Genomic DNA, 23,061 nt, shown 5'->3' on the forward strand with positions numbered 1-23,061 from the left:
TTCGATTCCGTTCGGGTCTGGCTCATCGGGCGTGACGCAGATGGACGGTTTCGCCGCCGCGCACGACGCGCTCGCACAGCGGCCGTCCGATCCAGTACGCAAGTTCCGCGAGCGATTGCACCGACCATACTGCGAAGTCGGCGGCCCGGCCCACGGCGAGCGTGCCATGCGTATCGGCTTTGCCGAGCGCCTGCGCCGCGTGGCACGTCACGCCTCGCAGCACCTCGGGCACCGTCATCCGGAACAGCGTCGTCGCCATGTTCATCATGAGCGGCAACGACGTGGCGGGCGAAGTGCCCGGATTGCTGTCCGTCGAAATCGCGATGGGCACGCCGTAGCGGCGCAACAGTTCGACGGGCGGCAACTGCGTTTCGCGGATGAAGTAGTAAGCGCCCGGCAGCAGCACGGCGACCGTGCCCGCCTCCTTCATCGCGGCGACGCCCGCTTCGTCGAGAAACTCCAGATGGTCCGCCGACAAGGCGCCGTAGCGCGCGGCGAGCGCCGTGCCGCCGGCATTCGACAACTGCTCCGCATGCATCTTGACGGGCAGCCCGTGGCGCGCGGCCGCATTGAACACGCGCTCGCTCTGTTCGAGCGAAAAGCCGATGCGTTCGCAGAACACGTCGACGGCATCGACGAGTCCTTCATCCGCGAGCGCGGGCAGCATGCCCTCGCAGACTTCGTCGATGTAATCGTCGGCGCGGCTCGCGAATTCGGGCGGCAACGCATGCGCGCCGAGAAACGTCGTATAGACCTTCACAGGGTAACGTTCGCCGAGTTGCCGCGCGACGCGCAGCATCTTGCGCTCGCTTTGCAGATCGAGCCCATAGCCGGATTTGATTTCGATGGCAGTAACGCCTTCGGCGAGCATCGCTTCAAGGCGCGCCGCCGATTGCGCGAAGAGCGACGCCTCGTCGGCGGCACGCGTCGCGCGTACCGTCGATACGATGCCGCCGCCCTGCTTCGCAATCTCTTCGTAGCTGACGCCCGCGAGACGCTGTGCAAATTCGTCGGCGCGCTGGCCGCCATACACCAGATGCGTATGGCAATCGACGAGACCCGGCGTCACCCACGCGCCGCCAAGGTCTTCGCGCGGCCACGCGGCATACTGCGCTGGCAGTTCGCGCACCGCGCCGAGCCACACGATGCGGCCGTTCTCGACAGCGATCGCGGCGTCGTCGATCGTTTGAGCGGGATCGCCCTGAGGGCAGAGCTTCAGATGGTTCCAGACGGTTTGCTTCATGGCCGGGCTGTCCGTGTGGTGTGCAGGCCTGGTGTGCGAGCCTGGTGCGCGAGCGGTCAGGCTCGCGGTGGTTTCGTGTAGCGGATGCTGACGGCAAGCAACGCGCCCGTGCCTTCGACTTCGCATGACAGTGCGCGGGCATGGTCGACGCGCAAGGTGTCGTTCGTCGCGAGCACCGTTGCCGTGGCAGACGCGCCCTCGCCTGTCGTGACGCGCAGTTCGCCTTGCGCGCAGAACAGCAGTACGACGTCGGCATCGACTCGCGCGCGATGCGTATCGCGCCACACGTCGACGTCGCCCGTTGCCGCGCCACGCCGCACCATCAGATTGAAGTCGCGCGTCGCGCCGTCGACGAGACGTGCATCGACCGCCGTCTCGCCTTCGAAACGCGCGATAGCCAGAGGCTCGCGCAGCGCATGCGTCGCACCGCCCGCTTCGTCGAGCAGCATGCCCGCGCCCGACAACAGCACGAGCGTCCGGTCGATGTCCGCAAAACGCGAGAACGGCCCCGCTTGCGCGACGTCGGCGACGCTCACGCGCCACACGAACGTATCGAGTGCTGCGCCTTCGGGAAACACGGCGACTTCGCGCGTGACGCCGCCGCCGTTCTTCCACGGCGACGCCACGAGTTCCGCGCCGCGCATGACCGTCGTCGTTGCCGCGCCCGTCGTCATGCTCAGCGGCCCAGCATGGGCAGCTTGAGACCGGCTTCGCGCGCCGTCTGCTGCGCGAGTTCGTAGCCGGCGTCCGCGTGACGCATCACGCCCGTCGCGGGATCGTTGAAGAGCACGCGGCCGAGGCGCTCATGCGCGGCGTCCGTTCCGTCAGCGACGATCACGACGCCCGAGTGCTGCGAGAAGCCCATGCCGACGCCGCCGCCGTGATGCAGCGATACCCACGACGCACCGCCTGCCGTGTTCAGCAGTGCGTTGAGCAGCGGCCAGTCGCTGACAGCATCCGAGCCGTCTTTCATCGATTCCGTTTCGCGGTTCGGGCTCGCCACCGAACCCGTGTCCAGGTGATCGCGACCGATCACGATGGGCGCTTTCAGCTCGCCCTTCCTGACCATCTCGTTGAATGCCTGGCCGAGGCGATAGCGATCCTTCACGCCGACCCAGCAGATACGCGCCGGCAGCCCCTGGAACGCAATGCGTTCGCGCGCCATGTCGAGCCAGTTGTGCAGGTGCGAATCGTCGGGAATCAGTTCCTTGACCTTCGCATCCGTCTTGTAGATGTCTTCGGGATCGCCCGACAGCGCGACCCAGCGGAACGGGCCCTTGCCTTCGCAGAAAAGCGGCCGGATATACGCGGGCACGAAGCCCGGGAAATCGAACGCGTTCTGCACGCCCATTTCCAGCGCCATCTGACGGATGTTGTTGCCGTAGTCGAGTGTGGCCGCGCCGCGTTCCTGCAGCGTGAGCATCGCCTGAACCTGTTTGGCCATCGACTGCTTCGCGGGCGTCACGATGCTTTGCGGGTCCGTCTTCTGACGCTCGCGCCAGTCTTCGATCTTCCAGCCTTGCGGCAGATAACCGTGAATCGGATCGTGCGCGCTCGTCTGGTCGGTCACGCAGTCCGGCGTGATATTGCGCGTCACCAGTTCCGCGAACACGTCGGCGGCATTGCCGAGCAGGCCGACTGACACGGGGTTGCCCGTCTTCTTCGCTTCGTCGATCATCGCGAGCGCTTCGTCGAGCGTCTTCGCCTTCTTGTCAACGTAACGCGTCTTCAGACGGAAGTCGATGCGCGTCTCGTCGCATTCGACGGCGATCATCGAAAAGCCCGCCATCGTCGCCGCGAGCGGCTGCGCGCCGCCCATGCCGCCGAGACCGCCCGTCAGGATCCAGCGGCCCTTCGGATCGCCGTTGAAGTGCTGGTTTGCCACCGAGAAGAACGTTTCATACGTGCCCTGCACGATCCCCTGGCTGCCGATATAGATCCAGCTGCCCGCCGTCATCTGGCCGTACATCATCAGGCCCTTGCGGTCGAGCTCGTGGAAGTGATCCCAGTTCGCCCAGTGCGGCACGAGGTTCGAATTCGCGAGCAGCACGCGCGGCGCATCGGCATGCGTGCGGAACACGCCGACGGGCTTGCCCGACTGGATCAGCAGCGTCTCGTTTTCTTCGAGGTTCTTCAGCGACGCGAGGATCTGGTCGTAGCAATCCCAGTTGCGCGCCGCGCGGCCGATGCCGCCGTAGACCACCAGCGCATGCGGATGCTCGGCCACTTCGGGATCCAGGTTGTTCTGGATCATCCGGTACGCGGCTTCCGCGATCCAGGTCTTGCAGGTTTTCTCGCTGCCGCGCGGCGCGCGGATCGTGCGGGATGGGTCGAGACGCGGGTCGATGTGCTTCGGGTTGTTCATGATGCCCTCGGAATCGCAGATAACTCGGTGATGAGTCGAAGATTGAACGGAAACGAAAACGGAATCAGAAGTGGCCGGTGAACCGGTAACGGTTGCCGGGGTGCCAGAGATTGGCCACGGACGCGACCACCCCTTGCGACCACGTGCGCCGGTGCAGCACGAGGCAAGGTTCGGCGTCGTCCATCGTCAGAAGCCGGCGGTTGTCGGCGTCCGGCGCGGAGGCTTCGATGCGGTACTCAACGCGCTGCAGCGGCGCGACGCGCACGAGATACTGGTTAGGTGTCGTGTTCGTGAAGTCCTGCAGCGCATAGTCGGGGGCGACGACGGGATTCACCCAGCGCTCTTCGAGCTGGACGGGCTCGTCGTTCTCGAAGTGCAGCACGCGCGAATGGAAGACGGGACTGCCCGCGCTCACCTGCATTTCGGCGGCGAGTTCTTCGTCGGCGATCGCGGCGCCCACGTGCAGCACGTTCGCGTGATAGCAATGACCGCGCGCGACGATCTCGTCGGAAATGCTGCGGATCGCGACTAGCGTCGACTCGTACTTCGGTCGCGCGACGAACGTGCCCGAGCCCTGAACGCGCGTCAGCACCTGCTCGGCCGTCAGCTCGCGCAGCGCCCGGTTGACCGTCATGCGCGCGACGTTGAATTCGCGCGCAAGCTCGTTTTCCGATGGAACCTGATGGCCTTCGCTCCATTCGCCCGCGTGAATGCGGGCGAGGATGAAGTCCTTGATTCCCTGATAAGCCGGTGCGTTCATGCTGGGCATCTCTGGCGCGCTGCCGTTGAGCAGATGGAGTTAGCGTTGCTCGGAAATGAACGAGAACGGGCTGTGCTTCGCGATCGTGCCGTCCTGCACGAGCTTGGTGATCGCGGCGATATCGGGCGCGAAGTAATGGTCAAGCTCGTAGTGCGCGACGTGCGCGCGCACGGTCTCCATCACCTTCTGCAGCGCCGGGCTTGTCTTGTGCGGCGCGCGCAGATCGACACCTTGCGCAGCGGCGAGCAGTTCGATCGACAGGATGTTCGCGGTGTTGTCGGCGATATCGGCGAGCTTGCGCGCGGCGAACGTCGCCATCGACACATGGTCTTCCTGGTTCGCCGACGTGGGCAGCGAATCGACGGAAGCCGGGTGAGCCAGCGTCTTGTTCTCGGATGCGAGCGCGGCGGCCGTGACGTGCGCGATCATGAAGCCCGAGTTCACGCCGCCATCCTTGACGAGGAACGGCGGCAGACCCGACAGCGTCGCGTCGATCAGCAGCGCGATGCGGCGTTCGGCGAGCGCACCGATTTCCGCTGCGGCGAGCGCGAGATTGTCGGCGGCGAATGCGACAGGCTCGGCGTGGAAGTTGCCGCCCGACAGCACTTCGCCCGTATCCGGGAAGATCAGCGGGTTGTCCGACACGGCGTTCGCTTCGACGAGCAGCACTTGCGCGGCGGCACGCATCTGGTCGAGACACGCGCCCATCACCTGCGGCTGGCAGCGCAGGCTGTACGGGTCCTGTACCTTGCCGCAATCGCGGTGCGACAGGTTGATCGCCGAACCGTCGAGCAGGGTGCGATACGACTCGGCCGCATCGATCTGGCCTTGATGGCCGCGCAGCGCGTGGATGCGCGCATCGAACGGCTTGACGGAACCAGCCGCTGCGTCGACGGACAGTGCACCCGCGACGAGGCCGACGCGGTACAGGTCTTCGATCGCGAACATGTTGTACAGCGCGAGTGCCGCCGATGCCTGCGTGCCGTTGAGCAGCGCGAGACCTTCCTTCGCTTGCAGCGTCAACGGCTTGAGGCCGACGAGACGCAGACCTTCCGTCGCCGCGACGCGCTCACCCTTCGCGAACACTTCGCCGACGCCGAGCAGCACGGCCGACATATGCGCGAGCGGCGCGAGGTCGCCCGATGCGCCGACGGAACCCTTCACGGGGATCACGGGCAGCACGTCGGCGTTGAACAGCTTGATCAGCGCGTCCATCACTTCGCGGCGGATGCCCGAGTGGCCGCGGCCAAGGCTCGACAGCTTGAGCGCCATCAGCAGGCGCACGACGGGCGGCGACATCGGCTCACCCACGCCAACCGCATGCGAGAGCACCAGATTGCGCTGCAGCAGTTCGAGCTGGTCATGCGGAATATGCGTGCTGGCAAGGCGACCGAAGCCCGTGTTGATACCGTACGCCGGCTCGCCCTTCGCGGCGATGTCCGCGACGGCTTGAGCGCAGGCGTCGATGGCGGCGAAGCTCGCGGGATCGAGTTCGAGGGTGACCTGTTCGCGAGCGATCTGGCGCAGTTGGGACAGAGTCAGGGAGCCGGGTGTAAGGATCATGATGTGAGTTCCTGTCTATACAATTTCGAGAAGTGTAGCGGCATCATCTTGTATATACAACTCGAATTATGCAGATCGTCGTTAGGGGTTTCCACTAGATGGAATCCACGGTATGGCGTGAGCTTCGGCCGTTTTTCGTCCATCCGGGCCGTTACGCCGCCGGCCGGTTCCGCCGGCGCCGGCGTCAGGCGCGCCGACAACTTGTATATACACGTCCAATTTCCCGATTGGCAAGCGGACAAAATGCGGCGCAGGGCCGCATGCGGCCTGCGCGCGCCGCCCGGCGATCCGATTGTTGATTTCAGATCAAGATTGATTTGAGACTGACACGCTTTTTGCAAGACTCCTGCGCCGCCATACTGAAGACATCGAATTTTTTCTCTAGCGAAGGAGAACACCTTGAACATTTTCGTCACTGGCGCGAGCGGCTTTATCGGCGGGTCGATTGCAGCGGGTCTCGTGCGCGCGGGTCATCGCGTGACGGGCCTGATCCGTAACCCCGAACACGCGGCCGAACTGAAGCGCCTCGGCATCGAGCCCGTCGTCGGCACGCTCGACGACCGCGAGCTGCTCATCGCGCAGGCGCAGGCCGCCGACGCCGTCATCAACGCGGCGAGCAGCGATCACCGCGGGGCCGTCGAAGCACTGATCGACGCGCTCGCCGGCTCGAACAAGCCGTTCCTGCATACCAGTGGTTCGAGCATCGTCGGCGATGCGTCAGGCGGCGAACGCGGTGAAGCGAAGATCTATACGGAAGATGCGCTGCCCCAACCGACAGCCGACAAGGCGCCCCGCGTCGCGATCGACCATCTCGTGCTCGATGCAGCGAAGCGCGGCATCCGCTCGTCGGTGCTGTGCAATACGCTGATCTACGGGCACGGCGCGGTCAAAGGCAGCGCGAGCGTGCAGTTGCCGCGCCTCGTGCGGCAGGCGCAAAAAAGCGGCATCGTGCGGCACGTGGGCAGCGGCGGCAACATCTGGTCGAACGTGTTCATCGACGACGTGGTCGAGCTATACCGCCTCGCGCTCGAGAAAAGCCCCGCAGGGACGTTCTATTTCGTCGAAAGCGGCGAAGCGTCGTTCCGCGAGATGGCGGATGCGATCGCGCAGGCGATGCATCTCGGCCCGGCGCAGGACTGGCCGCTCGATCAGGCGATAGGCGAATGGGGCTATGAAATGGCGTCGTACGGACTCGGCTCGAACAGCCGCGTGCGCGGCACTCGCGCCCGTACGCTGCTCGGCTGGCAGCCGGCGCGCACGTCGGTGATCGAGTGGATCGAACACGACATGATGAAGGGCGCGTAAATCGCGCGACACCGCGCGCAAAACGTTGGCCAGCGCACGCCGTAAGCTCCGCTGTTGTTTATCCGTAAGCTCGCATCGCTAGAATCGGCGATGTTCGATCAGGTTCATGACGAACTCGATTTATCGGCTCGGGCCCGGATCATTCAATGTTGCTTGCACTCAATTTCGACTGGCTCACCAACCTGCTCGCGATCCTCTTCGTGGTCGCGTGTCTGTACGACTCGCGCTACGACGAGTACGGCACGCTGACGCTCGCGTCGGGCGCAATGGGTCTCGTGGTGATGGGCATCCAGGTGTTTCTTCGTCCCGCGTTCGAATTGTCGCTGTAAACGCGGGTCCGAACGAAGCCTGTCACGGACGCTTCACTTCGGGGTCCCTTCGTGACAGCAGGCGCCCGCGCGCTGTTTGCCCGCCGCCAGCGTCGTGCCCGTCGCGCCATCCTCGTAACTGTCGTGGCGGCGCAGCCAGCCCATCATCTTGTTCTCGTCTTCATCGCGGCCCTTCGGCACGCAATCGAGCAGCGCATACGTGCCGATCAGCGGCTCGCCGCTGCGCGCGTACGCCGAGAACGTGCGGAAGATCTCGCCGTTCCCGTTCCTGTAGAACACGCTCATGCCAGGCAGTTCATCCATCGCGAAGCCCTGCATGTCATAGTTGTAGTCGACCTTGCCCGTGGCCTGCTGTTCGGGTGTGAACGACACGTTGAAGTCGTAGTTGAAGTCGCTGCCGAACGACGAGACCCACGGAAACTTCCATCCCATGCGTTTGCGGTAAGCGTCGATCTTCACGAGCGGCGCGCGCGACACGGCGACGTACGTCACGTCGCGGTGCGCGAGATGCACGAGCGCGCCGTCGATGTGATCCGACAGGAACGAGCAGCCCGGGCAGCCCTGCTCCCAGTCGGGACCGAACATGAAGTGATAGACGATCAGCTGGCTGCGTCCCGCGAACAGATCGTCGAGCGTCTTCGTGCCTTCGTCTGTGTCGAAGGTGTAGCGCTTGTCGATCTTCATCCACGGCAGCGCGAGACGCTTTTTCACGAGCGCATCCCGTGCGCGCGTCAATGCCTTTTCGTCCGCGAGATGCGCGCGTTGCGCGGCCAGCCATGCTTCGCGTGAAACGATCCTGTGCTCTTCCATCAGTCCCTCCGGTTGCGCGGTCCGCTCGCCCGTTCAGGGCTAGCGCGGCCGTCACGAGAAATAGCGTTCGAGTCCGTCCAGCGTGTCCGTCCATCCAGCGCGATGAGAGTCGCGCGCCGCTTCGTCGAAGAACTGTTCGTGCGTGAGCGTCAGCCATGTGCCATCGCCATCGGCTTTCAGCGACAACGTGACGAGGGACTCACGTTCGGGCGTCGTGCGGAATGCCCACGTGTACACGAGCTTTTCGTTGAGCGCGACTTCGCGGAATACGCCGCGCACCTCATGCTCTTCGCCATCGGGCGCGCGCATGATCATGTGAAAGCGCCCGCCCACCTTCAACTCCATTTCCCAAAGCAGCACGTCGCAGCCGCCTGGATGCAGCCACTTCACGGTTTGCTGCGGGTCCGTCCACGCGCTGAAGACTTTTTCGGGCGACGCTTTGAGGTGTCGCTGGAGCGTGAGACTGGGGCGGGCGGACATGCGGATTCCTCCACGTAGGCGGCCAGTTGATCGAGCGCTTGCGTCCAGAACTGCTGATAGTGTTGCAGCCACGCCATCGCATCCTCCATCGGCGCGGCCGACAGACGGCAGGTGACCGTGCGGCCTGTCTTGGCGCGCGTGATGAGGCCGGCATCCGCGAGCACGTCCAGATGCTTCATGACGGCCGGCAACGACATCGGGAACGGCTCGGCCAGTTCTGAGACGGACAGATCCGGGCCAGCCGACAGACGCTGCAAAAGCGCGCGCCGCGTCGGGTCGGCGAGCGCGGCGAACGTGCGGTCGAGCGCGGCATCCTCAAACTTAACCATGAGGTTAAGTATATGACGCGACGACGCGTTGTCAAGCAGTGGACCGAACGGCGGGTTGTCTGCGACGGCTGTCTACTTTTGATTCGCGTTGCATGCCGCAGACATCGGCAGGATCAGATCGCCCAGCCGCCCAGATAGAACACAGCCAGCACGACGGCGATGGCGACCGTCCCGGCATTCAGCTTGCGCCATTCGCCGCTTACGACCCGTCCGATCACGAGCGTGCAGAAGCCGAGCATGATGCCCGTCACGATGTTGGCGGTCAGCACGATGAACACCGCGCACACGAGGCCGGACATCGAATCGACCATGTCGTCCATGTGCAGCTTGCTCACGCTCGACAACATCAGCAGGCCCACGTACATCAGCGCGGGCGCCGTCGCATACGAAGGCACGAGTGCGGCGAGCGGCGAGAAGAACATCACGACGAGGAACAGCAGACCGACGACAGCCGCGGCCAGCCCCGTCTTCGCACCCGCTGCGACGCCGACGGTCGATTCGATATACGCCGCTGCCGGCGCGCCGCCCATGAAGCCCGAGAAGATCGAACTGAGCGAATCGGCCGTGAGCGCGCGGCCGCCGTTGATGATGCGGCCGTTCTCGTCGAGTTGCCCCGCTTGCCCTGCGACCGCGCGGATCGTGCCCGTCGCATCGAACACCGCCGTCATCACGAGGGCCAGCACGCTCGGCAGCACGGCGAGCGACAGCGCGCCCTTGATGTCCATCGCACCGATCAGCGAAGCGTGGCCCGGCGCGCTCAGAGACGGCAGCGCGAACACGCCATGAAACGCGACAGCGGGATCGAGCAGCAACGCAAGCGCCGAAATCGCGACGATCACGATCAGGATCGAACCCGGCACGCGGCGACGCACGAGCCCGAAGATGGCGGCGAGACCGCCCACGGACATCAGCACGGGCAGCGACGTGATATGGCCGAGCGAGACGGGCAGTCCCGGCCCGGGATTCTTCACCACGAGACCCACATCGTTCGCCGCGATCAGCAGCAGAAAGAGGCCGATGCCGATGCCCGTGCCGTGCGCGACGCCTGCAGGAAGATTGCGCAGGATCCACGAGCGCACGCCCGTCACGGAAATCGCGGTGAACACGAGTCCCATCAGGAACACCGCGCCGAGCGCGACATTCGGCTGCAAGCCCTTGCCGAGCACGAGGCCGAACGCGGTGAAGGCCGTCAGCGAGATCGCGCAGCCGATCGCGATGGGCAGACGTGCCCATATACCCATCAGCAGCGAGCCGAATGCCGTCGTCAGGCACACGGCGACGAACACCGCGCTGGTGTCGAAGCCCGCCTTGCCCAACATGCCCGGCACGACGAACACGGAATAGACCATTGCGAGGAAGGTCGTGATGCCCGCGATGATTTCCTGGCGTCCCGTGCTGCCGCGCGCGGTGACGCCGAAAAAGCGGTCAATGAACGCCGTTTGCCCGTCGCGTGCGCCGTCGAACGCCTCGCTCCCGGCTTCGGCGATGCTCTGGGCCTGGGGTTCCATCATGATGAGTGCCTCCTTTATCAGCGTGCTGAAACGGCCGCCATGCAGGGCTCGCCGTCATCAGGTTCGTCTCGTTGAGTAGTCGATGTGTTGTTGCGCTTTGCGCGCCGTTCTTCTTATGCTGAGGCGAAGGTTAGGCGAATCGACATATATCTCCCATCGCAATAAAAACATGCCGCGCATGTCGCAATGCTTATATCGTTTGACACACGGGAACGATGGCCGCCCGTCCGGGTGTTAACACCTACGGTTGCGGCATGCATCGAGACGGAAGCGCGCGGCTGCACCCGCTTTCGCCGCGCGGAAGTCGCGCCGCACGCGCCCCGTCGATGCCGACAAAACAAGGGCCTGACAGCGTCACGGGTTAAACTCTCGGGCAAACCTAGCCTTTAACGCATTCCCGGCGAGGCTTTCGATGCCTGCATGGATCACTGGATCGTTCCTTGCTACAGCGTCCGCATCGGCCCGCCGCCCTGGCCACGGAGTCCCACTTGATGAATGGCGGTTTCCTACGTCCAGTCTTCCGTCTTTTTCTATTGGCCGTTTTTGCGGCCCTTGCCGCCATGATGTCGGGCTGCAGCCTGTTCGGACCGACCGAGCAGCCGCCTGCGCCCATTACCGAAGCGACCGTGACGCCGCTCGTCGTTCCCGCCCTCGAGCCCGCCTCCGAACCGGAGCCCGCCGAGGCGCCTGAGCCGAAGGAACCGAAGAAGCCGCGTCCGCCCGTCGTGCGCCCGCACAAGCCTGAGCCGCCGCCGCCCGTCGTGGCGCCCGCACCGCCGCCGCCTCCGCCGCCGCCCGCGCCCATCATCGTGATGCGCACGCTCGATCGCAGCGCGATGCACGGCCTGCTCGACAGTGAAGTGCAGAAGTCCGACGGCAAGGTGCTCGGGCGCGCCGTCGACATGACGGCGGATGCGAGCGGCACACCGCGCCAGATGATCGTCAATCTGCAGGGCTTTCTGGGCGTCGGCGACCGCAAGGTGGGTTTCCCGTGGACTGCTTTCCGCTTTACGCCGGGCGCGAAAGGCGCGCCCATCACGATCACGACGCCGCCAAACCAGCTTGCTGCGACGAACCGGCCAAAACCGTCGGCGTCGCTGGCGTCGCCGCTTGCCGGCGGCGTCACGGCCGCGCCCGCGGTGCCTCCCGGCCAGCTGGAACTGATCGACGCGGACGTCGAGCGTCCGAGCGGCGGCAAGGTGGGCCGCGTGATCGACGTGCTGATCGATGCGAACGCGCAGCCGCAGGCCGTCGTGCTCGACGTCAGCGGCATCATCAGCGCCGATCGGCGGACGATCGCCGCGAACTGGTCGGCGCTGCGTTTCGTCACGAAGGACAAGACGCTGCGCCCGCTGATGGATCTCAACGACGCGCAAATCAAGGCGTCGCCATCTTACGAGCCGGACAAGCCGATTCGCGCGGTGTCGCCCGCACCGCCTCCCGCACCTGTTGCCGCGTCTGCCGCGGCAACAGGCTCTTCGTCGTCCACTGCGGCGGCTTCAACCGCACGCACTTCACGATGACGAGCCGTCCAATGGTCAACGCACGCAGTCTCCGCGCCCTCGACTGGCTCAACTTTTTCGTCGCCAACGTGCAGACGGGGTTCGGGCCGTTCATTGCCTCCTATCTCGCGACGCACAAGTGGACGCAGGGCGAGATCGGCCTCGCCCTTTCTATCGGCACGATCAGCGCGATGGTGAGCCAGGTGCCCGGCGGTGCCGCCGTCGATGCGTTGCGCAACAAGAAGGGAGCCGCCGCCTGGGCGATTATCGCGATCATTCTGAGTGCGGTGCTGCTCGCGGCGAGCCCGACCGTGCTGCCCGTGATGGCCGCCGAGGTCTTCCACGGCTTCGCGAGCTGCATGCTCGTACCGGCGATGGCGGCTATTTCGTTCGCGCTGGTCGGACGCCAGGATCTTGGTGACCGGCTGGGACGCAACGCGCGCTGGGCGTCCATAGGCAGCGCCGTCGCCGCGGGCTTGATGGGCCTGTTCGGCGAATACTTCTCGGCGCGCGCGGTGTTCTGGCTGACGGCGGCGCTGGCGGCACCGGCGCTGATCGCGCTGTCGATGATCACGATGCCTGCGCACCATCACGCGCCGGCGCACAAGCCCGCGAAGAAGGAGCACGATGAAGCCGAAGAGAAGGAATCGATCTTCGAGTTGCTGCGCGACCGGCGCATGCTGATATTCGCGGCGTGCGTGGTGCTGTTCCACCTGTCGAACGCGGCGATGCTGAACCTCGCGGCGGGCGAAGTGACGGCGGGCATGGGGGACAACGTGCAGCTCGTGATTGCTGCTTGCATCATCGTGCCGCAGGCGATCGTTGCGATGCTGTCGCCGTGGGTCGGGCGCACTGCGGAGCGCTGGGGACGTCGGCCGATCCTGTTGCTCGGGTTCTCTGCGCTACCGTTGCGGGCGCTGTTGTTTGCGGGCGTGAGCAGCCCGTATCTGCTTGTGCCTGTGCAGATGCTCGATGGGCTCAGCGCGGCTGTGTTCGGTGTGATGTTGCCGCTGATCGCGGCGGATGTGGCCGGCGGCAAGGGGCGCTACAACCTGACGATCGGGCTGTTTGGTTTGGCCGCCGGGATTGGTGCAACGCTGTCTACTGCCGTTGCCGGGTTTATTGCCGATCGCTTTGGCAGTGCTGTTAGCTTTTTTGGACTCGCCGGTGCGGGGGCGCTCGCTGTGTTGCTTGTTTGGGCTGCCATGCCCGAAACCAGGGATGCGGGGCGTAGTTTGGAGGAGCCTGCACCCGAGGCTTTGAAGCGGGCTGAGTGAGTTGTAGTTGTCTGCGACGGAGTCGCCGGGTTGCCTGCGGGGCGGCGTTGCCGGTTTTTTCTTCGCGGGCATCCGCGATGTGCCTTCGTACTTCTTGCGTTGCCCCTGTGCGGGGCGGCACCTACTTTTCTTTGCCGCGGCAAAGAAAAGTAGGCAAAAGAAAGCCGCTCACACCGCCAGCCCGTGTGACTACCCACGGGCTCTCAACGTCCCCGTCCCGTTTGCGGCATCGCGCTATCTCGCGCCCGTTGCCAGCGCCTTGAACGAGCGCATCACCCGCTCCAGTCACCCGTAGCGCAGCCAGCGGCAGCGAATCGTCTGCGCCGCCCAGGTGGCAAACTGTGTGTAGGGGATCGCACCACATGCGTTGCCGATCCTGCGACACCGATCCGCTTTTCGGTCCGGAGTGGTGCATTTTCGGCGCGACGGCCTACACACAGTTTGCCACCTGGGCGGCCGTGAACTTTCAGAAAACGCAGTACGTGCCGCAGGAATGTGAAGCGGATGAGGCATCAGTTAGCTCGCTGGCAACGGAGAGAAAATAGCGCGTTACCGCGTGACGGACGGGGACGTTGAGGGCCCGTGGACAAGAACAGGCACTGGCGGTGTGAGCGGCTTTCTTTTGCCTACTTTTCTTTGCCGCGGCAAAGAAAAGTAGGTGCCGCCCCGCACAGGGGCAACGCGAGAAGTACGAAGGCAAAACGCGGATGCCAGCGACGAAGAAAAAACCGGCAACGCCGTGCGGCAGGCAAGAACCTCGACTGCGTCGCAGACATTGAAAAAAGCCTAATCAATCGGCCGCCCGGCGGTCTCCTTCACAAACGGCAGCGCCAACAAAGAAACCACACCACATCCAATCAGATACCAGGCGGGCGCAAGAGAATTCCCGGAAAGCTGAATAAGCCATGTTGCGAAGAACTGCGCGAACCCACCAAAGATGGACACCCCGAGACAATACACAATCGACATCCCGGTCGCGCGGATCTCGCGCGGAAACATCTCCGGCAGCATGACGATGTTAGGAACAGCCGTCAACGCAACCAGCACGCCGAGAACAGCAACAACCGCAAGCAATACAGGCACAGTCGGCACAGCATTGATCACCATAAACGCGGGATACACCGCAAGAATCAACAGCACCCGCGAGACCCACAACACGCGCTTGCGCCCATACCTATCCGACAACGTACCTGCAAAGGGCGAACAGATCACCGTGACGAATGCAGCCGTCCACGAAGCCCACAACGCCAGCGACATCGGCATATGCAGAATCCTGATCGCATACGTCGACAGATAAAACAGCACGATGTAATTCGCCGCCGTGCCGCCGATCGTCGTCACCACACCCTTCGCAATCGAACCCAGATGCGTGCCGAAAATCTCGCGCACCGGCTTGGCAACGGCTGCGGCCTCACGCACGGACGCATCATCGGATGACGCCGGCAGCGGCAGCGTTTCGTCCAGATGCCGCCGGATGTATACGCCAATGGGACCCATCGCCATGCCGATCACGAACGGCACGCGCCAGCCCCAGCTTTCGAGCGCATGCGGCGACAGCATCGCGGCCAATGCCACGCCAAGCAGCGAGCCGACCACCGTGTTCAACCCCTGGCTCACGAACTGCCAGCTGCCATAGAAACCGCGCGTGCGATCGCTGCCGTACTCCATCAGCAGCGATGTCGATGCGCCGATCTCGCCACCCAGCGCAAAGCCCTGAATGAGCCGCGCGAGGATCACCAGCGCGGGCGCGGCAAGCCCGATCGATGCATACGTCGGCGCAAACGCGATCATCGCCGAGCCGAGCGTCATCAGCCACAACGTGAGGCTCATCGCCGCCTTGCGGCCCGCGCGGTCCGCATACGCGCCGAGCACGACGCCGCCGACAGGCCGCATAATGAAGCCGACACCGAATGTGCCGACTGCGAGCATCAGTTGCGCAAGCTGCCCTTCCACAGGGAAGTACAGCTTGCCGATGATCGTCGCGAAGAAACTGTAGATCGTGAAGTCGAAGAACTCGAGCCCGTTACCGAGCGTGATCGCGGCAATCGCTTTCGCGTGGCTCGCGCGCGGCTGCGCCGCGCCTCTGGATACGCTGTCGTCCGGCGTGGTTGCCGATGCGGCGCTGGTCATCATGTCCATCTCCCAAACGCGTCAGACGAGAAACGCCTGCGCGAGACGCACCCAATACGCAGCGCCCGTCGCAAGACAATCGTCGTTGAAATCGTAGCCGGGGTTGTGCACCATGCAGCCGCCCTCGCCGTCTCCGTTGCCGATGATCAGGTACGCACCCGCGCATCGTTCGAGCATGAACGCGAAGTCTTCGCTGCCCGTCAATGGCTGCATGTCTTCGATCAACCCGTCGTCGCCGAGCCAGTCTCGAGCGACCTGCTTGCCCAGCGCCGTCATCTGCGTATCGTTGACGAGCACCGGGTAGCGCCGCTGATAATCAATCTCGGCGCGCGCGTTGTACACGGCCGCTTGCGCATGCACGACCTCCTGAATGCGCGTCTCCAGATAGTCGCGCACCTCCGGCTTGAGCGCGCGCACGGAAAGACGCATTTCCGCCGATTCGGGGATCACGTTGGGCGCCTCGCCCGCGTGAATCGCACCGACCGTGATGATCGCCATGTCCAGAGGCCCGACGTTGCGCGACACGATAGTCTGCAATGCGAGCACGATCTGCGCGCACACGACCACGGCATCGACCGCCTTGTGCGGCACAGCGCCGTGGCCGCCGCGCCCGATCACCCTGACGATCACGGTGTCCGACGACGCCATGAACGATCCCGGCAGAAAGCCGAATTTGCCCGTCGGAAAGCCAGGCATGTTGTGCATCGCGAAGACGGCGTCGCACGGAAAGCGTTCGAACAGGCCGTCCTCGATCATTTTCTTCGCGCCCGCCAGGCCCTCTTCCGCGGGCTGGAAAATCAGGTTCAATGTGCCGTCGAACGAACGTTCCCGCGCCAGATGCTTCGCCGCCGCGAGCAGCATCGCCGTGTGGCCGTCGTGGCCGCATGCATGCATCTTGCCGGGCAGCGTGCTTGCGTATGGCAGCCCCGTCTGCTCGTGGATCGGCAATGCGTCCATGTCGGCGCGCAGGCCCAGCTTGCGCGTGCCATTGCCCACTTTCAGTTGCCCGATGACACCCGTCTTGCCCAGCCCGCGCGTCACCGTGTAGCCCCACTCGCCGAGCTTTTCCGCGACCAGGTCGCCCGTCATATGCTCTTCGTACGCAAGCTCGGGATGCGCGTGAATCCGGCGGCGCAACGCAATCATTTCGTCTTCGAGGTCGGCGATGCCGGCAGGGATGACCATCGAGTTCACGCTGCTGTCTCCTTCAAATGTTCGTGAACCCAGCATAGCCAACCGTTTTTTTGACGGGCAGGCGGGAAACGGTTACGGTGGCAACCAGCAGTTGCCGCCCGCGATGCCAGCCTTCATTTGTCAGATATGAAACTGCACCAGCTCACCACGCTCGCCGCCATCGCGGAGACAGGCAGTATTCGCGCCGCCGCGCGGCAGTTGGGGCTCTCGCCCGCTGCCGTCACCAAGTCCGTGCGCGAACTCGAAGCGGACCTGCGCACGCCGCTCGTGATACGCGGCACGACGGGGGTGGCGTTCACCGAATATGGCCGCGCGCTCGTCGTGCACGCGCGGCTCGTGCTGGGACAACTCGCGCGCGCCGAGGCCGAACTCGAAGCGATGCGCGGCGCAGCGGCGGGCAAATTGTCGGTGGGCGTGACGCCGTGGCTCGCGCTGACGTTTCTGCCCGAGACGGTCAATCGCTTCAAGCAGAGAATGCCCGACGTACAACTCGAATTCTTCGAAGGCTTACTGGCAGTCGTGCAGCCGAGACTGCGCGACGGCAGCCTGGATTTTTCGATCGGCCGTCCGCCGCCGGCATCGCCGCAGTCGGAGTTTCATAACGTACCGCTCTTTTCGACGCATTCGGCCGTCGTCGCGCGACGCGGACATCCGCTCGCCGAATGCCGCACGCTGCACGATCTGCAGGATGCGCAATGGGTGTTGAACTGGGACCCGGCGAGCCGGGAGTCGATGGCCGACAAGCTGTTCCGCAAGCGCGGCATGAGAGTGCCGCACACGATCCATCTCGCGCATTCGTTCGCGATCGTACTCGGCCTGCTTCAGCAGACGGATTTCCTCAGCATCTTTCCGTGGCCGCTCGTCGAAGTGAACATCGCGAAGGAGAATCTGCGCGCGTTGCCGCTGCGCGAGGTGGTGGACGAGACGACGGTCAGCATCACGTCGCGGCGGGGCGTGCCCGTCAGCCCGGCGGGTGCATGCTTTATCGAATGTCTGCGTGAAGTGATCGACGAAGGCGCACGATCGCAGGACGCCGACCGCCGCCGTCTGTTTCATTCGATCGAACTGCTGTTTTAGGCCTTGTTTCATGGACTATTCCGCCTAACCGGCCACGCCTCGATCGCGAGACAATCTTCGAGACCGAACTCGCCGTACTCGCGTCCGTTTCCCGATTGACGATACCCGCCGCCGAAAGGAACCGGCAGATTTCACACGTGCCGGCGTTTCTTTGCGGCCGCGACGGATGGCATCGGGATCGGCACGCTGCCTTTGATGCCCTGTTCGATCAGAAAGTCACGAAACAGACTGGCGACCTGCGGCAGCCGCTTGTCCGATACATGCATCACGTACCAGTCGCGCTCGATCGGGTTGTCCGGCAGCGGCAGCAACGCCAGCAGACCCGCCTGAAACTCCAGCGTGCACGCGTGCAGCGACAGGAACGATATGCCGAGCCCCGCTTCCACCAGTTGCTTGATCGCCTCGTTACTCGACAACTCGGAGCCGATATGGATCTTGTGGCCCGCCTGCTTGAAGAGGTTTTCGACGGTCGACCGCGTGCCCGAGCCGCGCTCGCGCACGAAGAGGTTTGCCGACTGCAAATCGCCGAATGAGAGCCGCCTCTTTTTCATCAGCGCATGCGACGGCGACGCGACAAATGCCATCGGATGCTTGGCGAACACCGTGGCGACCGTGCGCAATTCGCGCGGCGGACTGCCCATCACGGCGAGATCGATTTCATGCGTCGCGAGCATGCGGATGATGTCCGCGCGGTTGCCCACCTTGAACTGCACCTTCACCTGCGGACGCGCTTCTGTGAAGCGCACGAGAAACGGCGGGATCAGATATTCGGCCGTCGTAATCGCACCGATGCGCAGCGTGCCGCCCTGCTCGCCGTGCAACGCCGCGAGATCGTCTGCGGCGCCATTCCACAGGTCGAGGATTTCCAGCGCATAACGCGCGAGGATTTCGCCCGCCGCGGTCAGTTGCACGCCGCGCCCCACGCGTTGCAGAAGCGGCGCGCCAGCCGCTTCTTCGAGCAAGCGGATCTGCAGCGACACGGCAGGCTGCGTCAGACGCAACTCCTCCGCCGCACCCGATACGCTGCCCAGCTTCGCCACCGTATGGAGCGCCTTCAATTGCCGGAACGTCGCGGCTTTTAACATAAGTGAAAACCTATATGTCTTGTACAAACATTAAATTGTGCTGCGGTTTCCCCCAATTCTATACTCGACCTTACTGATGATGTTCACGCATGAATCGCATTGAAAAACGTTCAGGAGAGTACGCATCATGACCACGATCGATCGACACACCGCAAGCAGCACACGCACTGCGCCACACCGGATCGTCATCGTTGGCGGCGGCGTGGGTGGACTGGGACTCGCGACGCGTCTTGGCGAATCGCTCGGCAAGAGCGGACATGCGCAAGTCGTGCTGGTGGACCGCTCGCCGACACACTTCTGGAAGCCGCTGTTGCACGAAGCCGCCTCCGGCCAGATCGACCCCGCCACGCATCAGCTGCAATATGCGGTGCAGGCACGTCGTCACGGCTTTGCGTTCGAACAGGGCGCGCTGCAATCGCTCGATCGCGCGCAGCATCGCATCACGATCAGCGCGACGCGCGACGAAGACGGCCGCGACGTATTGCCCGCGCGTCACATCGAGTTCGACACCCTCGTGCTCGCACTCGGCAGCGTGACGAACTACTTCGGCGTGAAAGGTGCGGCGGACCATGCGCTGCCGCTCGAGTCCGTCACACATGCGGAATCGTTCCGACGCAAGCTGCTCGATGCGTGCACGCGAGCAAACCACGTGCGGCGCGTGAGCGGCGCGCAGCAGGTGCAGCCGGTGTCGATCAACATCATCGGTGCGGGCGCGACAGGCGTCGAGCTCGCGGCCGCTTTGCGCGACAGCATCCGTTTGATGCATCGCTATAGCCTCTTTGCACTCGACCCGGAGCGCGATTTCTGCATTCGCCTGATCGAAGGCACGGATCGCGTGTTGCCCGCGCTGTCGCAGCGCGTTTCCATGCGTGCGCGGCGGATGCTGAGCGGCCTCGGCGTCGACGTGCTGACGACTACGCGCGTGACAGAAGTGCGCGCCGACGCTGTCTGGACGCACGACGGTCAGCAACTGCCCAACGATATCGCGATCTGGACAGCAGGCATCGCCGGGCCGCCTGTGTTGCGCGTGCTCGACGGCATCGAGGTGAACCGCAACGCACAAGTGCTCGTGAGCCGCACGCTGCAAACCACGACGGATGAAAACGTCTTCGCATTGGGCGATTGCGCAGCCTGCCCTTCGCACGCGGATGGCTTCCTCGCACCACGCGCGCAGGTCGCGCATCAACAGGCGACGTTTCTCGCGCGTGCGTTGAAGTGCCGTGTCGGCGGCGAAGCGCTGCCCGAGTTCACGTATCGCGACGCGGGCACGCTGGTCGGTTTCGGCGACGTCGGCACGATCGGCAGTCTGAGCGGCTTGCGTGAACGGCCCGTGTTCGTCGATGGCTGGCTCGCCACCATCGTGTACCGGCTGATCTATCGCCGGCACATGATGACCGTCAGCGGTTTTGCGCGCATGGCGCTTGATACGGCGAGTCATTGGCTGCGTCGCCGCGTGCATCCCGTGATCCGGCTGCACTGATTCACCTGGCACGCCGTCAAACGCGTGGCGCCAGCCGTCAGTCGAGAAACTCGGCGGACCTTTGGCGCAGCGCGGCGCTGAACTCGTCCAGCCAGCCAATCGACAGCCGCCAGCTCTGCCAGTACAGATCGACGTCGAGATGCTTGCCCGGTGCCATGTCGATCAGTTCGCCGCTTGCGAGTTGCGCGGCGATCATCCGTTCGGGGCACATGCCCCACCCGAGCCCCGTCGAACATGCGCGCAAAAAGCCGGACACGTGCGGAATCCAGTGCGTCGGCGCATCGACTTCGGCGCGCGTGATCTTGCGCACGAAGCGCGTTTGCAGCTGATCTTTCGGATTGAAATCGACACACGGCGCACGGCGCAGCGTGTCACGGCTGATGCCCTCGCTGAAATATCGCTCGTAGAACGCGGGCGTGCAGACGGCCAGATAACGCATGCGTCCAAGACGCGTCGAGCGGCACCCTTGGACCGGCTCCGATTGCGTCGTCACGGCCCCCTGCACGCTGCCATCGCGAATCCGCTGCGCGGTATGGTCCTGATCGTCGATGACGAGATCGAGCAGCATGCCGCGCTCCGCGCAGAAGTCCGCGACGGCGTCGATGAACCAGGTACCGACGCTGTCGTCGTTCACAGCCACGCGCAATGTCGGCCACGGTTCGAGCAAGGCGCCGGGCAGTTCGGGCATGCGCCCGTTGAGTTCGGCCTCCAGCAATTGCACCCGTTCCGTATGCCGGCACAGCAGCGCTCCCGATCGAGTCGCCGTGCAGGGCTGCCCGCGCTTGACGAGCACGCTGCCGACGCGTTCTTCAAGCAGTTTCACCCGTTGCGACACGGCGGAAGGCGTCACATTCAGCGCCGCGGCCGCGCGGTCGAACGAGCCGTGACGCACGACGGCCGCGAGCGCATCCAGCAGAGCATAGTCGAGCATTAGCGTTCCTTAATCGGCGTTACGGAAATTAGCTTCTCTTATTGTAGCCATCGCGGCACACTCTCGCCATCCAATCCATCCTTCTCTTCAAACCATCATGAACTGGCTGGCTTTTTCGCACGGCGCCGCATTGTGCGCCTCGCTGATCGTCACGATTGGCGCACAAAACGCGTTCGTACTCCGTCAAGGCATCATGCGCTCGCACATCGGCAAGATCGTGCTGCTGTGCACGCTATCGGATTTCCTGCTGATCGGCGCGGGCGTCGGTGGCGCGTCGGTGCTCGTCGAGCGCTATCCGACCTTTATTCACGCGCTGCTGTATGTGGGGCTCGCCTATCTCGCGTGGTTCGGCATCAGTGCGCTGCGGCGCGCGGTGCGCCCGCGCCATGCCGTGCTCGATACCGATGCGAACGGCGACACCGCGCCGCCGGCGCAGCGCGCGATGCCCATCGTGCTGATGACGCTCGCGTTCACGTGGCTCAATCCGCACGTCTATCTGGATACGTTTTTGCTGATCGGCACGGCGGGAGCGCGTGAAGCGCAGGGTTTGCGCGCCGCGTTCGCAGTCGGCGCGATGGCAGTGAGCGCGATCTGGTTCGTGGCGCTGGGATATGGTGCGCAGGCGCTTGCCCCGCTCTTCAAGCGCGCCACTGCATGGCGCGTGCTGGATGGCGCGATCGGCAGCATGGTGTTGCTGCTGGCCGTCACGTAGTTGCGCTGAGTGTCACTGAGTGTCAGTGAGCGTCACTGAGCGTCGGCGCCTGAACTTCACCTTCCTCAGCGGCGCCCTGTCGCCGAGCACTGTGCCACCGTCGCCAATAGTCTGCAAACCGCCATCCGTCACATAGGGCACGAGGCCGAGCGCCGCGATCTTCCGCACGATGTCGCGGCGGCAGGTATCGTTGCCGGGCGGGCAGTAATCGATTGAAATGACGGGCAGACGGTAGCGCTCGTGAATCTGCCGCGCCTGACCAAGCAGCCATTCGCGATCGTTCTCCGGTACGTCGTCGTAGCGTTGATTCGACTGGTCCCAGCGGCCGAACAGCGATTCGAACGCGACGGCCGCGACCTGCTCGTGCACCCGCGGCAGCATATCGAAGCCGCGATTCAGTATCAGTTGCGCCTGCGGATAGCGCGCCTTCAACGCGTGCAGCACGGCTACGATGCCTGCCTGCTGGTGCACCCGCTCGACGTCCGTCTTCGCGACAAGCTGGTACGAATCCAGCGTATCGAGAAAAAAGCCGCGATAGCCGCGCTCCCACAGCGGCTTGACGATCTCGTCGACGAAGAATGCGGGCCAGCCGGGTGCCGTCTGATCGACGATCGTCGACGACCACGCCGTATTGCTGCCCGCGAACCAGGTCTTCGGCATCCTGGCGTAATACGCGCGCTGTTTCGTCACCTCGCCGACACTGACATACGCGTACCAGTTGGGACAGTGCGCCGTATGCGTGCGCGGATCGAAACCGCTGTCTGGCTCGATCACCACGGTGTCGAACGGTTGGAAGCGCTCCGCCTGCACGTTCGCGCCGTAGAAGAATGCAACGGCACCGATGCCCGTCGACGACACGCGCTTGGACGCAGCCAGCGCGGGCCGCACCCATGCAACCGACAGCAACAGGATCGCCACGGCCGCGCATGCGACGACGATCCACGAAACGCCCAGGCGGGCGAGAGAACTGGCTGTCAT

General features: G+C 64.2%; 21 protein-coding genes. 7 read left to right on the plus strand and 14 right to left on the minus strand.

What is annotated here, in order from left to right; all coding sequences use genetic code 11:
- Nucleotides 1-22 precede the first annotated feature (22 nt).
- The 5 genes from hutI to hutH all read right to left on the minus strand — a co-directional run bounded on the left by hutI (nt 23) and on the right by hutH (nt 5,931).
- A complete protein-coding gene (gene hutI / locus BPHY_RS09210) occupies nt 23-1,243 on the minus strand; it encodes an imidazolonepropionase (protein WP_012401202.1) in 1,221 nt (406 codons plus the stop codon).
- Nucleotides 1,244-1,299: 56 nt separating this feature from the next.
- Nucleotides 1,300-1,917, minus strand: a complete 618-nt coding sequence (locus BPHY_RS09215; protein ID WP_012401203.1) for a HutD/Ves family protein — start codon at nt 1,915-1,917, stop codon at nt 1,300-1,302.
- Between the two features lie 2 nt (nt 1,918-1,919).
- The gene (hutU, locus tag BPHY_RS09220; protein WP_012401204.1) at nt 1,920-3,608 is read right to left on the minus strand and encodes a urocanate hydratase; all 1,689 of its coding nucleotides are present in this window, start codon (nt 3,606-3,608) and stop codon (nt 1,920-1,922) included.
- A 64-nt stretch (nt 3,609-3,672) separates the two neighbouring features.
- Nucleotides 3,673-4,368 carry a histidine utilization repressor gene (gene hutC, locus BPHY_RS09225; protein ID WP_041763493.1) on the minus strand — a complete coding sequence of 232 codons (696 nt, stop codon included), beginning with the start codon at nt 4,366-4,368 and terminating at the stop codon, nt 3,673-3,675.
- A 39-nt stretch (nt 4,369-4,407) separates the two neighbouring features.
- A complete protein-coding gene (gene hutH / locus BPHY_RS09230; RefSeq protein WP_012401206.1) occupies nt 4,408-5,931 on the minus strand; it encodes a histidine ammonia-lyase in 1,524 nt (507 codons plus the stop codon).
- Between the two features lie 399 nt (nt 5,932-6,330).
- Between hutH and BPHY_RS09235 the strand changes: the two genes are divergently transcribed.
- Together BPHY_RS09235 and BPHY_RS09240 are read left to right on the plus strand one after the other, a co-directional pair.
- Nucleotides 6,331-7,236, plus strand: a complete 906-nt coding sequence (locus tag BPHY_RS09235) for an NAD-dependent epimerase/dehydratase family protein (protein ID WP_012401208.1) — start codon at nt 6,331-6,333, stop codon at nt 7,234-7,236.
- Nucleotides 7,237-7,382: 146 nt separating this feature from the next.
- On the plus strand, nt 7,383-7,565 hold the full coding sequence (locus BPHY_RS09240) for a hypothetical protein (RefSeq protein WP_012401209.1): 183 nt from the start codon (nt 7,383-7,385) through the stop codon (nt 7,563-7,565).
- A gap of 33 nt (nt 7,566-7,598) precedes the next feature.
- On the opposite strand, the gene BPHY_RS09245 is transcribed toward BPHY_RS09240, so the two are convergent.
- The 4 genes from BPHY_RS09245 to BPHY_RS09260 form a co-directional block, all read right to left on the minus strand.
- Nucleotides 7,599-8,375, minus strand: a complete 777-nt coding sequence (locus tag BPHY_RS09245; RefSeq protein WP_012401210.1) for a DUF899 domain-containing protein — start codon at nt 8,373-8,375, stop codon at nt 7,599-7,601.
- Between the two features lie 51 nt (nt 8,376-8,426).
- Complete coding sequence (locus BPHY_RS09250) at nt 8,427-8,855, minus strand: SRPBCC family protein (RefSeq protein ID WP_012401211.1); 429 nt, start codon at nt 8,853-8,855, stop codon at nt 8,427-8,429.
- Complete coding sequence (locus BPHY_RS09255; protein WP_041763495.1) at nt 8,762-9,184, minus strand: ArsR/SmtB family transcription factor; 423 nt, start codon at nt 9,182-9,184, stop codon at nt 8,762-8,764. The genes BPHY_RS09250 and BPHY_RS09255 overlap by 94 nt, the downstream gene beginning before the upstream one ends.
- A 113-nt stretch (nt 9,185-9,297) precedes the next feature.
- The gene (locus BPHY_RS09260; RefSeq protein ID WP_012401212.1) at nt 9,298-10,695 is read right to left on the minus strand and encodes an NCS2 family permease; all 1,398 of its coding nucleotides are present in this window, start codon (nt 10,693-10,695) and stop codon (nt 9,298-9,300) included.
- 491 nt (nt 10,696-11,186) lie between these two features.
- Here BPHY_RS09260 and BPHY_RS09265 point away from each other — a divergent pair, with 491 nt between their 5' ends.
- Together BPHY_RS09265 and BPHY_RS09270 are read left to right on the plus strand one after the other, a co-directional pair.
- The gene (locus BPHY_RS09265; protein ID WP_012401213.1) at nt 11,187-12,218 is read left to right on the plus strand and encodes a PRC-barrel domain-containing protein; all 1,032 of its coding nucleotides are present in this window, start codon (nt 11,187-11,189) and stop codon (nt 12,216-12,218) included.
- Entirely contained in the window at nt 12,215-13,474 is a 1,260-nt protein-coding gene (locus BPHY_RS09270; RefSeq protein ID WP_012401214.1) for an MFS transporter, read from the plus strand. Before BPHY_RS09265 ends, BPHY_RS09270 begins: the two co-directional genes overlap by 4 nt.
- A gap of 786 nt (nt 13,475-14,260) precedes the next feature.
- Here the strand turns inward: BPHY_RS09270 and BPHY_RS09275 are convergent.
- Together BPHY_RS09275 and BPHY_RS09280 are read right to left on the minus strand one after the other, a co-directional pair.
- Nucleotides 14,261-15,607 carry an MFS transporter gene (locus tag BPHY_RS09275; RefSeq protein WP_012401215.1) on the minus strand — a complete coding sequence of 449 codons (1,347 nt, stop codon included), beginning with the start codon at nt 15,605-15,607 and terminating at the stop codon, nt 14,261-14,263.
- 18 nt (nt 15,608-15,625) lie between these two features.
- Complete coding sequence (locus BPHY_RS09280; protein WP_083775864.1) at nt 15,626-16,798, minus strand: M20 aminoacylase family protein; 1,173 nt, start codon at nt 16,796-16,798, stop codon at nt 15,626-15,628.
- A gap of 126 nt (nt 16,799-16,924) precedes the next feature.
- Here BPHY_RS09280 and BPHY_RS09285 point away from each other — a divergent pair, with 126 nt between their 5' ends.
- Nucleotides 16,925-17,875, plus strand: coding sequence for a LysR substrate-binding domain-containing protein (locus BPHY_RS09285; RefSeq protein WP_012401217.1), 951 nt, complete (start codon nt 16,925-16,927; stop codon nt 17,873-17,875).
- Between the two features lie 131 nt (nt 17,876-18,006).
- On the opposite strand, the gene BPHY_RS09290 is transcribed toward BPHY_RS09285, so the two are convergent.
- Complete coding sequence (locus tag BPHY_RS09290) at nt 18,007-18,960, minus strand: LysR family transcriptional regulator (RefSeq protein ID WP_012401218.1); 954 nt, start codon at nt 18,958-18,960, stop codon at nt 18,007-18,009.
- Between the two features lie 127 nt (nt 18,961-19,087).
- On the opposite strand from BPHY_RS09290, the gene BPHY_RS09295 reads away from it, so the two are divergent.
- A complete protein-coding gene (locus BPHY_RS09295) occupies nt 19,088-20,440 on the plus strand; it encodes an NAD(P)/FAD-dependent oxidoreductase (protein WP_012401219.1) in 1,353 nt (450 codons plus the stop codon).
- Between the two features lie 37 nt (nt 20,441-20,477).
- Here the strand turns inward: BPHY_RS09295 and BPHY_RS09300 are convergent, their stop codons facing one another.
- Nucleotides 20,478-21,371, minus strand: coding sequence for a LysR family transcriptional regulator ArgP (locus tag BPHY_RS09300; protein WP_012401220.1), 894 nt, complete (start codon nt 21,369-21,371; stop codon nt 20,478-20,480).
- Nucleotides 21,372-21,468: 97 nt separating this feature from the next.
- On the opposite strand from BPHY_RS09300, the gene BPHY_RS09305 reads away from it, so the two are divergent.
- Nucleotides 21,469-22,083, plus strand: a complete 615-nt coding sequence (locus tag BPHY_RS09305) for a LysE/ArgO family amino acid transporter (protein WP_012401221.1) — start codon at nt 21,469-21,471, stop codon at nt 22,081-22,083.
- Between the two features lie 12 nt (nt 22,084-22,095).
- Here BPHY_RS09305 and BPHY_RS09310 read toward each other — a convergent pair whose 3' ends face one another.
- Complete coding sequence (locus BPHY_RS09310; RefSeq protein WP_012401222.1) at nt 22,096-23,061, minus strand: endo alpha-1,4 polygalactosaminidase; 966 nt, start codon at nt 23,059-23,061, stop codon at nt 22,096-22,098.

The sequence above is a fragment of the Paraburkholderia phymatum STM815 genome, assembly GCF_000020045.1.
GTDB lineage: Bacteria > Pseudomonadota > Gammaproteobacteria > Burkholderiales > Burkholderiaceae > Paraburkholderia > Paraburkholderia phymatum.

Bases quoted from the DNA above. Each gene is read 5' to 3' on its own strand.
- hutI (WP_012401202.1), bottom strand. From the start codon at position 1,243: ATGAAGCAAACCGTCTGGAACCATCTGAAGCTCTGCCCTCAGGGCGAT.
- BPHY_RS09215 (WP_012401203.1), bottom strand. From the start codon at position 1,917: ATGACGACGGGCGCGGCAACGACGACGGTCATGCGCGGCGCGGAACTC.
- hutU (WP_012401204.1), bottom strand. From the start codon at position 3,608: ATGAACAACCCGAAGCACATCGACCCGCGTCTCGACCCATCCCGCACG.
- hutC (WP_041763493.1), bottom strand. From the start codon at position 4,368: ATGAACGCACCGGCTTATCAGGGAATCAAGGACTTCATCCTCGCCCGC.
- hutH (WP_012401206.1), bottom strand. From the start codon at position 5,931: ATGATCCTTACACCCGGCTCCCTGACTCTGTCCCAACTGCGCCAGATC.
- BPHY_RS09240 (WP_012401209.1), top strand. From the start codon at position 7,383: ATGTTGCTTGCACTCAATTTCGACTGGCTCACCAACCTGCTCGCGATC.
- BPHY_RS09245 (WP_012401210.1), bottom strand. From the start codon at position 8,375: ATGGAAGAGCACAGGATCGTTTCACGCGAAGCATGGCTGGCCGCGCAA.
- BPHY_RS09250 (WP_012401211.1), bottom strand. From the start codon at position 8,855: ATGTCCGCCCGCCCCAGTCTCACGCTCCAGCGACACCTCAAAGCGTCG.
- BPHY_RS09255 (WP_041763495.1), bottom strand. From the start codon at position 9,184: ATGGTTAAGTTTGAGGATGCCGCGCTCGACCGCACGTTCGCCGCGCTC.
- BPHY_RS09260 (WP_012401212.1), bottom strand. From the start codon at position 10,695: ATGATGGAACCCCAGGCCCAGAGCATCGCCGAAGCCGGGAGCGAGGCG.
- BPHY_RS09265 (WP_012401213.1), top strand. From the start codon at position 11,187: ATGAATGGCGGTTTCCTACGTCCAGTCTTCCGTCTTTTTCTATTGGCC.
- BPHY_RS09270 (WP_012401214.1), top strand. From the start codon at position 12,215: ATGACGAGCCGTCCAATGGTCAACGCACGCAGTCTCCGCGCCCTCGAC.
- BPHY_RS09275 (WP_012401215.1), bottom strand. From the start codon at position 15,607: ATGATGACCAGCGCCGCATCGGCAACCACGCCGGACGACAGCGTATCC.
- BPHY_RS09285 (WP_012401217.1), top strand. From the start codon at position 16,925: ATGAAACTGCACCAGCTCACCACGCTCGCCGCCATCGCGGAGACAGGC.
- BPHY_RS09290 (WP_012401218.1), bottom strand. From the start codon at position 18,960: ATGTTAAAAGCCGCGACGTTCCGGCAATTGAAGGCGCTCCATACGGTG.
- BPHY_RS09295 (WP_012401219.1), top strand. From the start codon at position 19,088: ATGACCACGATCGATCGACACACCGCAAGCAGCACACGCACTGCGCCA.
- BPHY_RS09300 (WP_012401220.1), bottom strand. From the start codon at position 21,371: ATGCTCGACTATGCTCTGCTGGATGCGCTCGCGGCCGTCGTGCGTCAC.
- BPHY_RS09305 (WP_012401221.1), top strand. From the start codon at position 21,469: ATGAACTGGCTGGCTTTTTCGCACGGCGCCGCATTGTGCGCCTCGCTG.
- BPHY_RS09310 (WP_012401222.1), bottom strand. From the start codon at position 23,061: ATGACAGCCAGTTCTCTCGCCCGCCTGGGCGTTTCGTGGATCGTCGTC.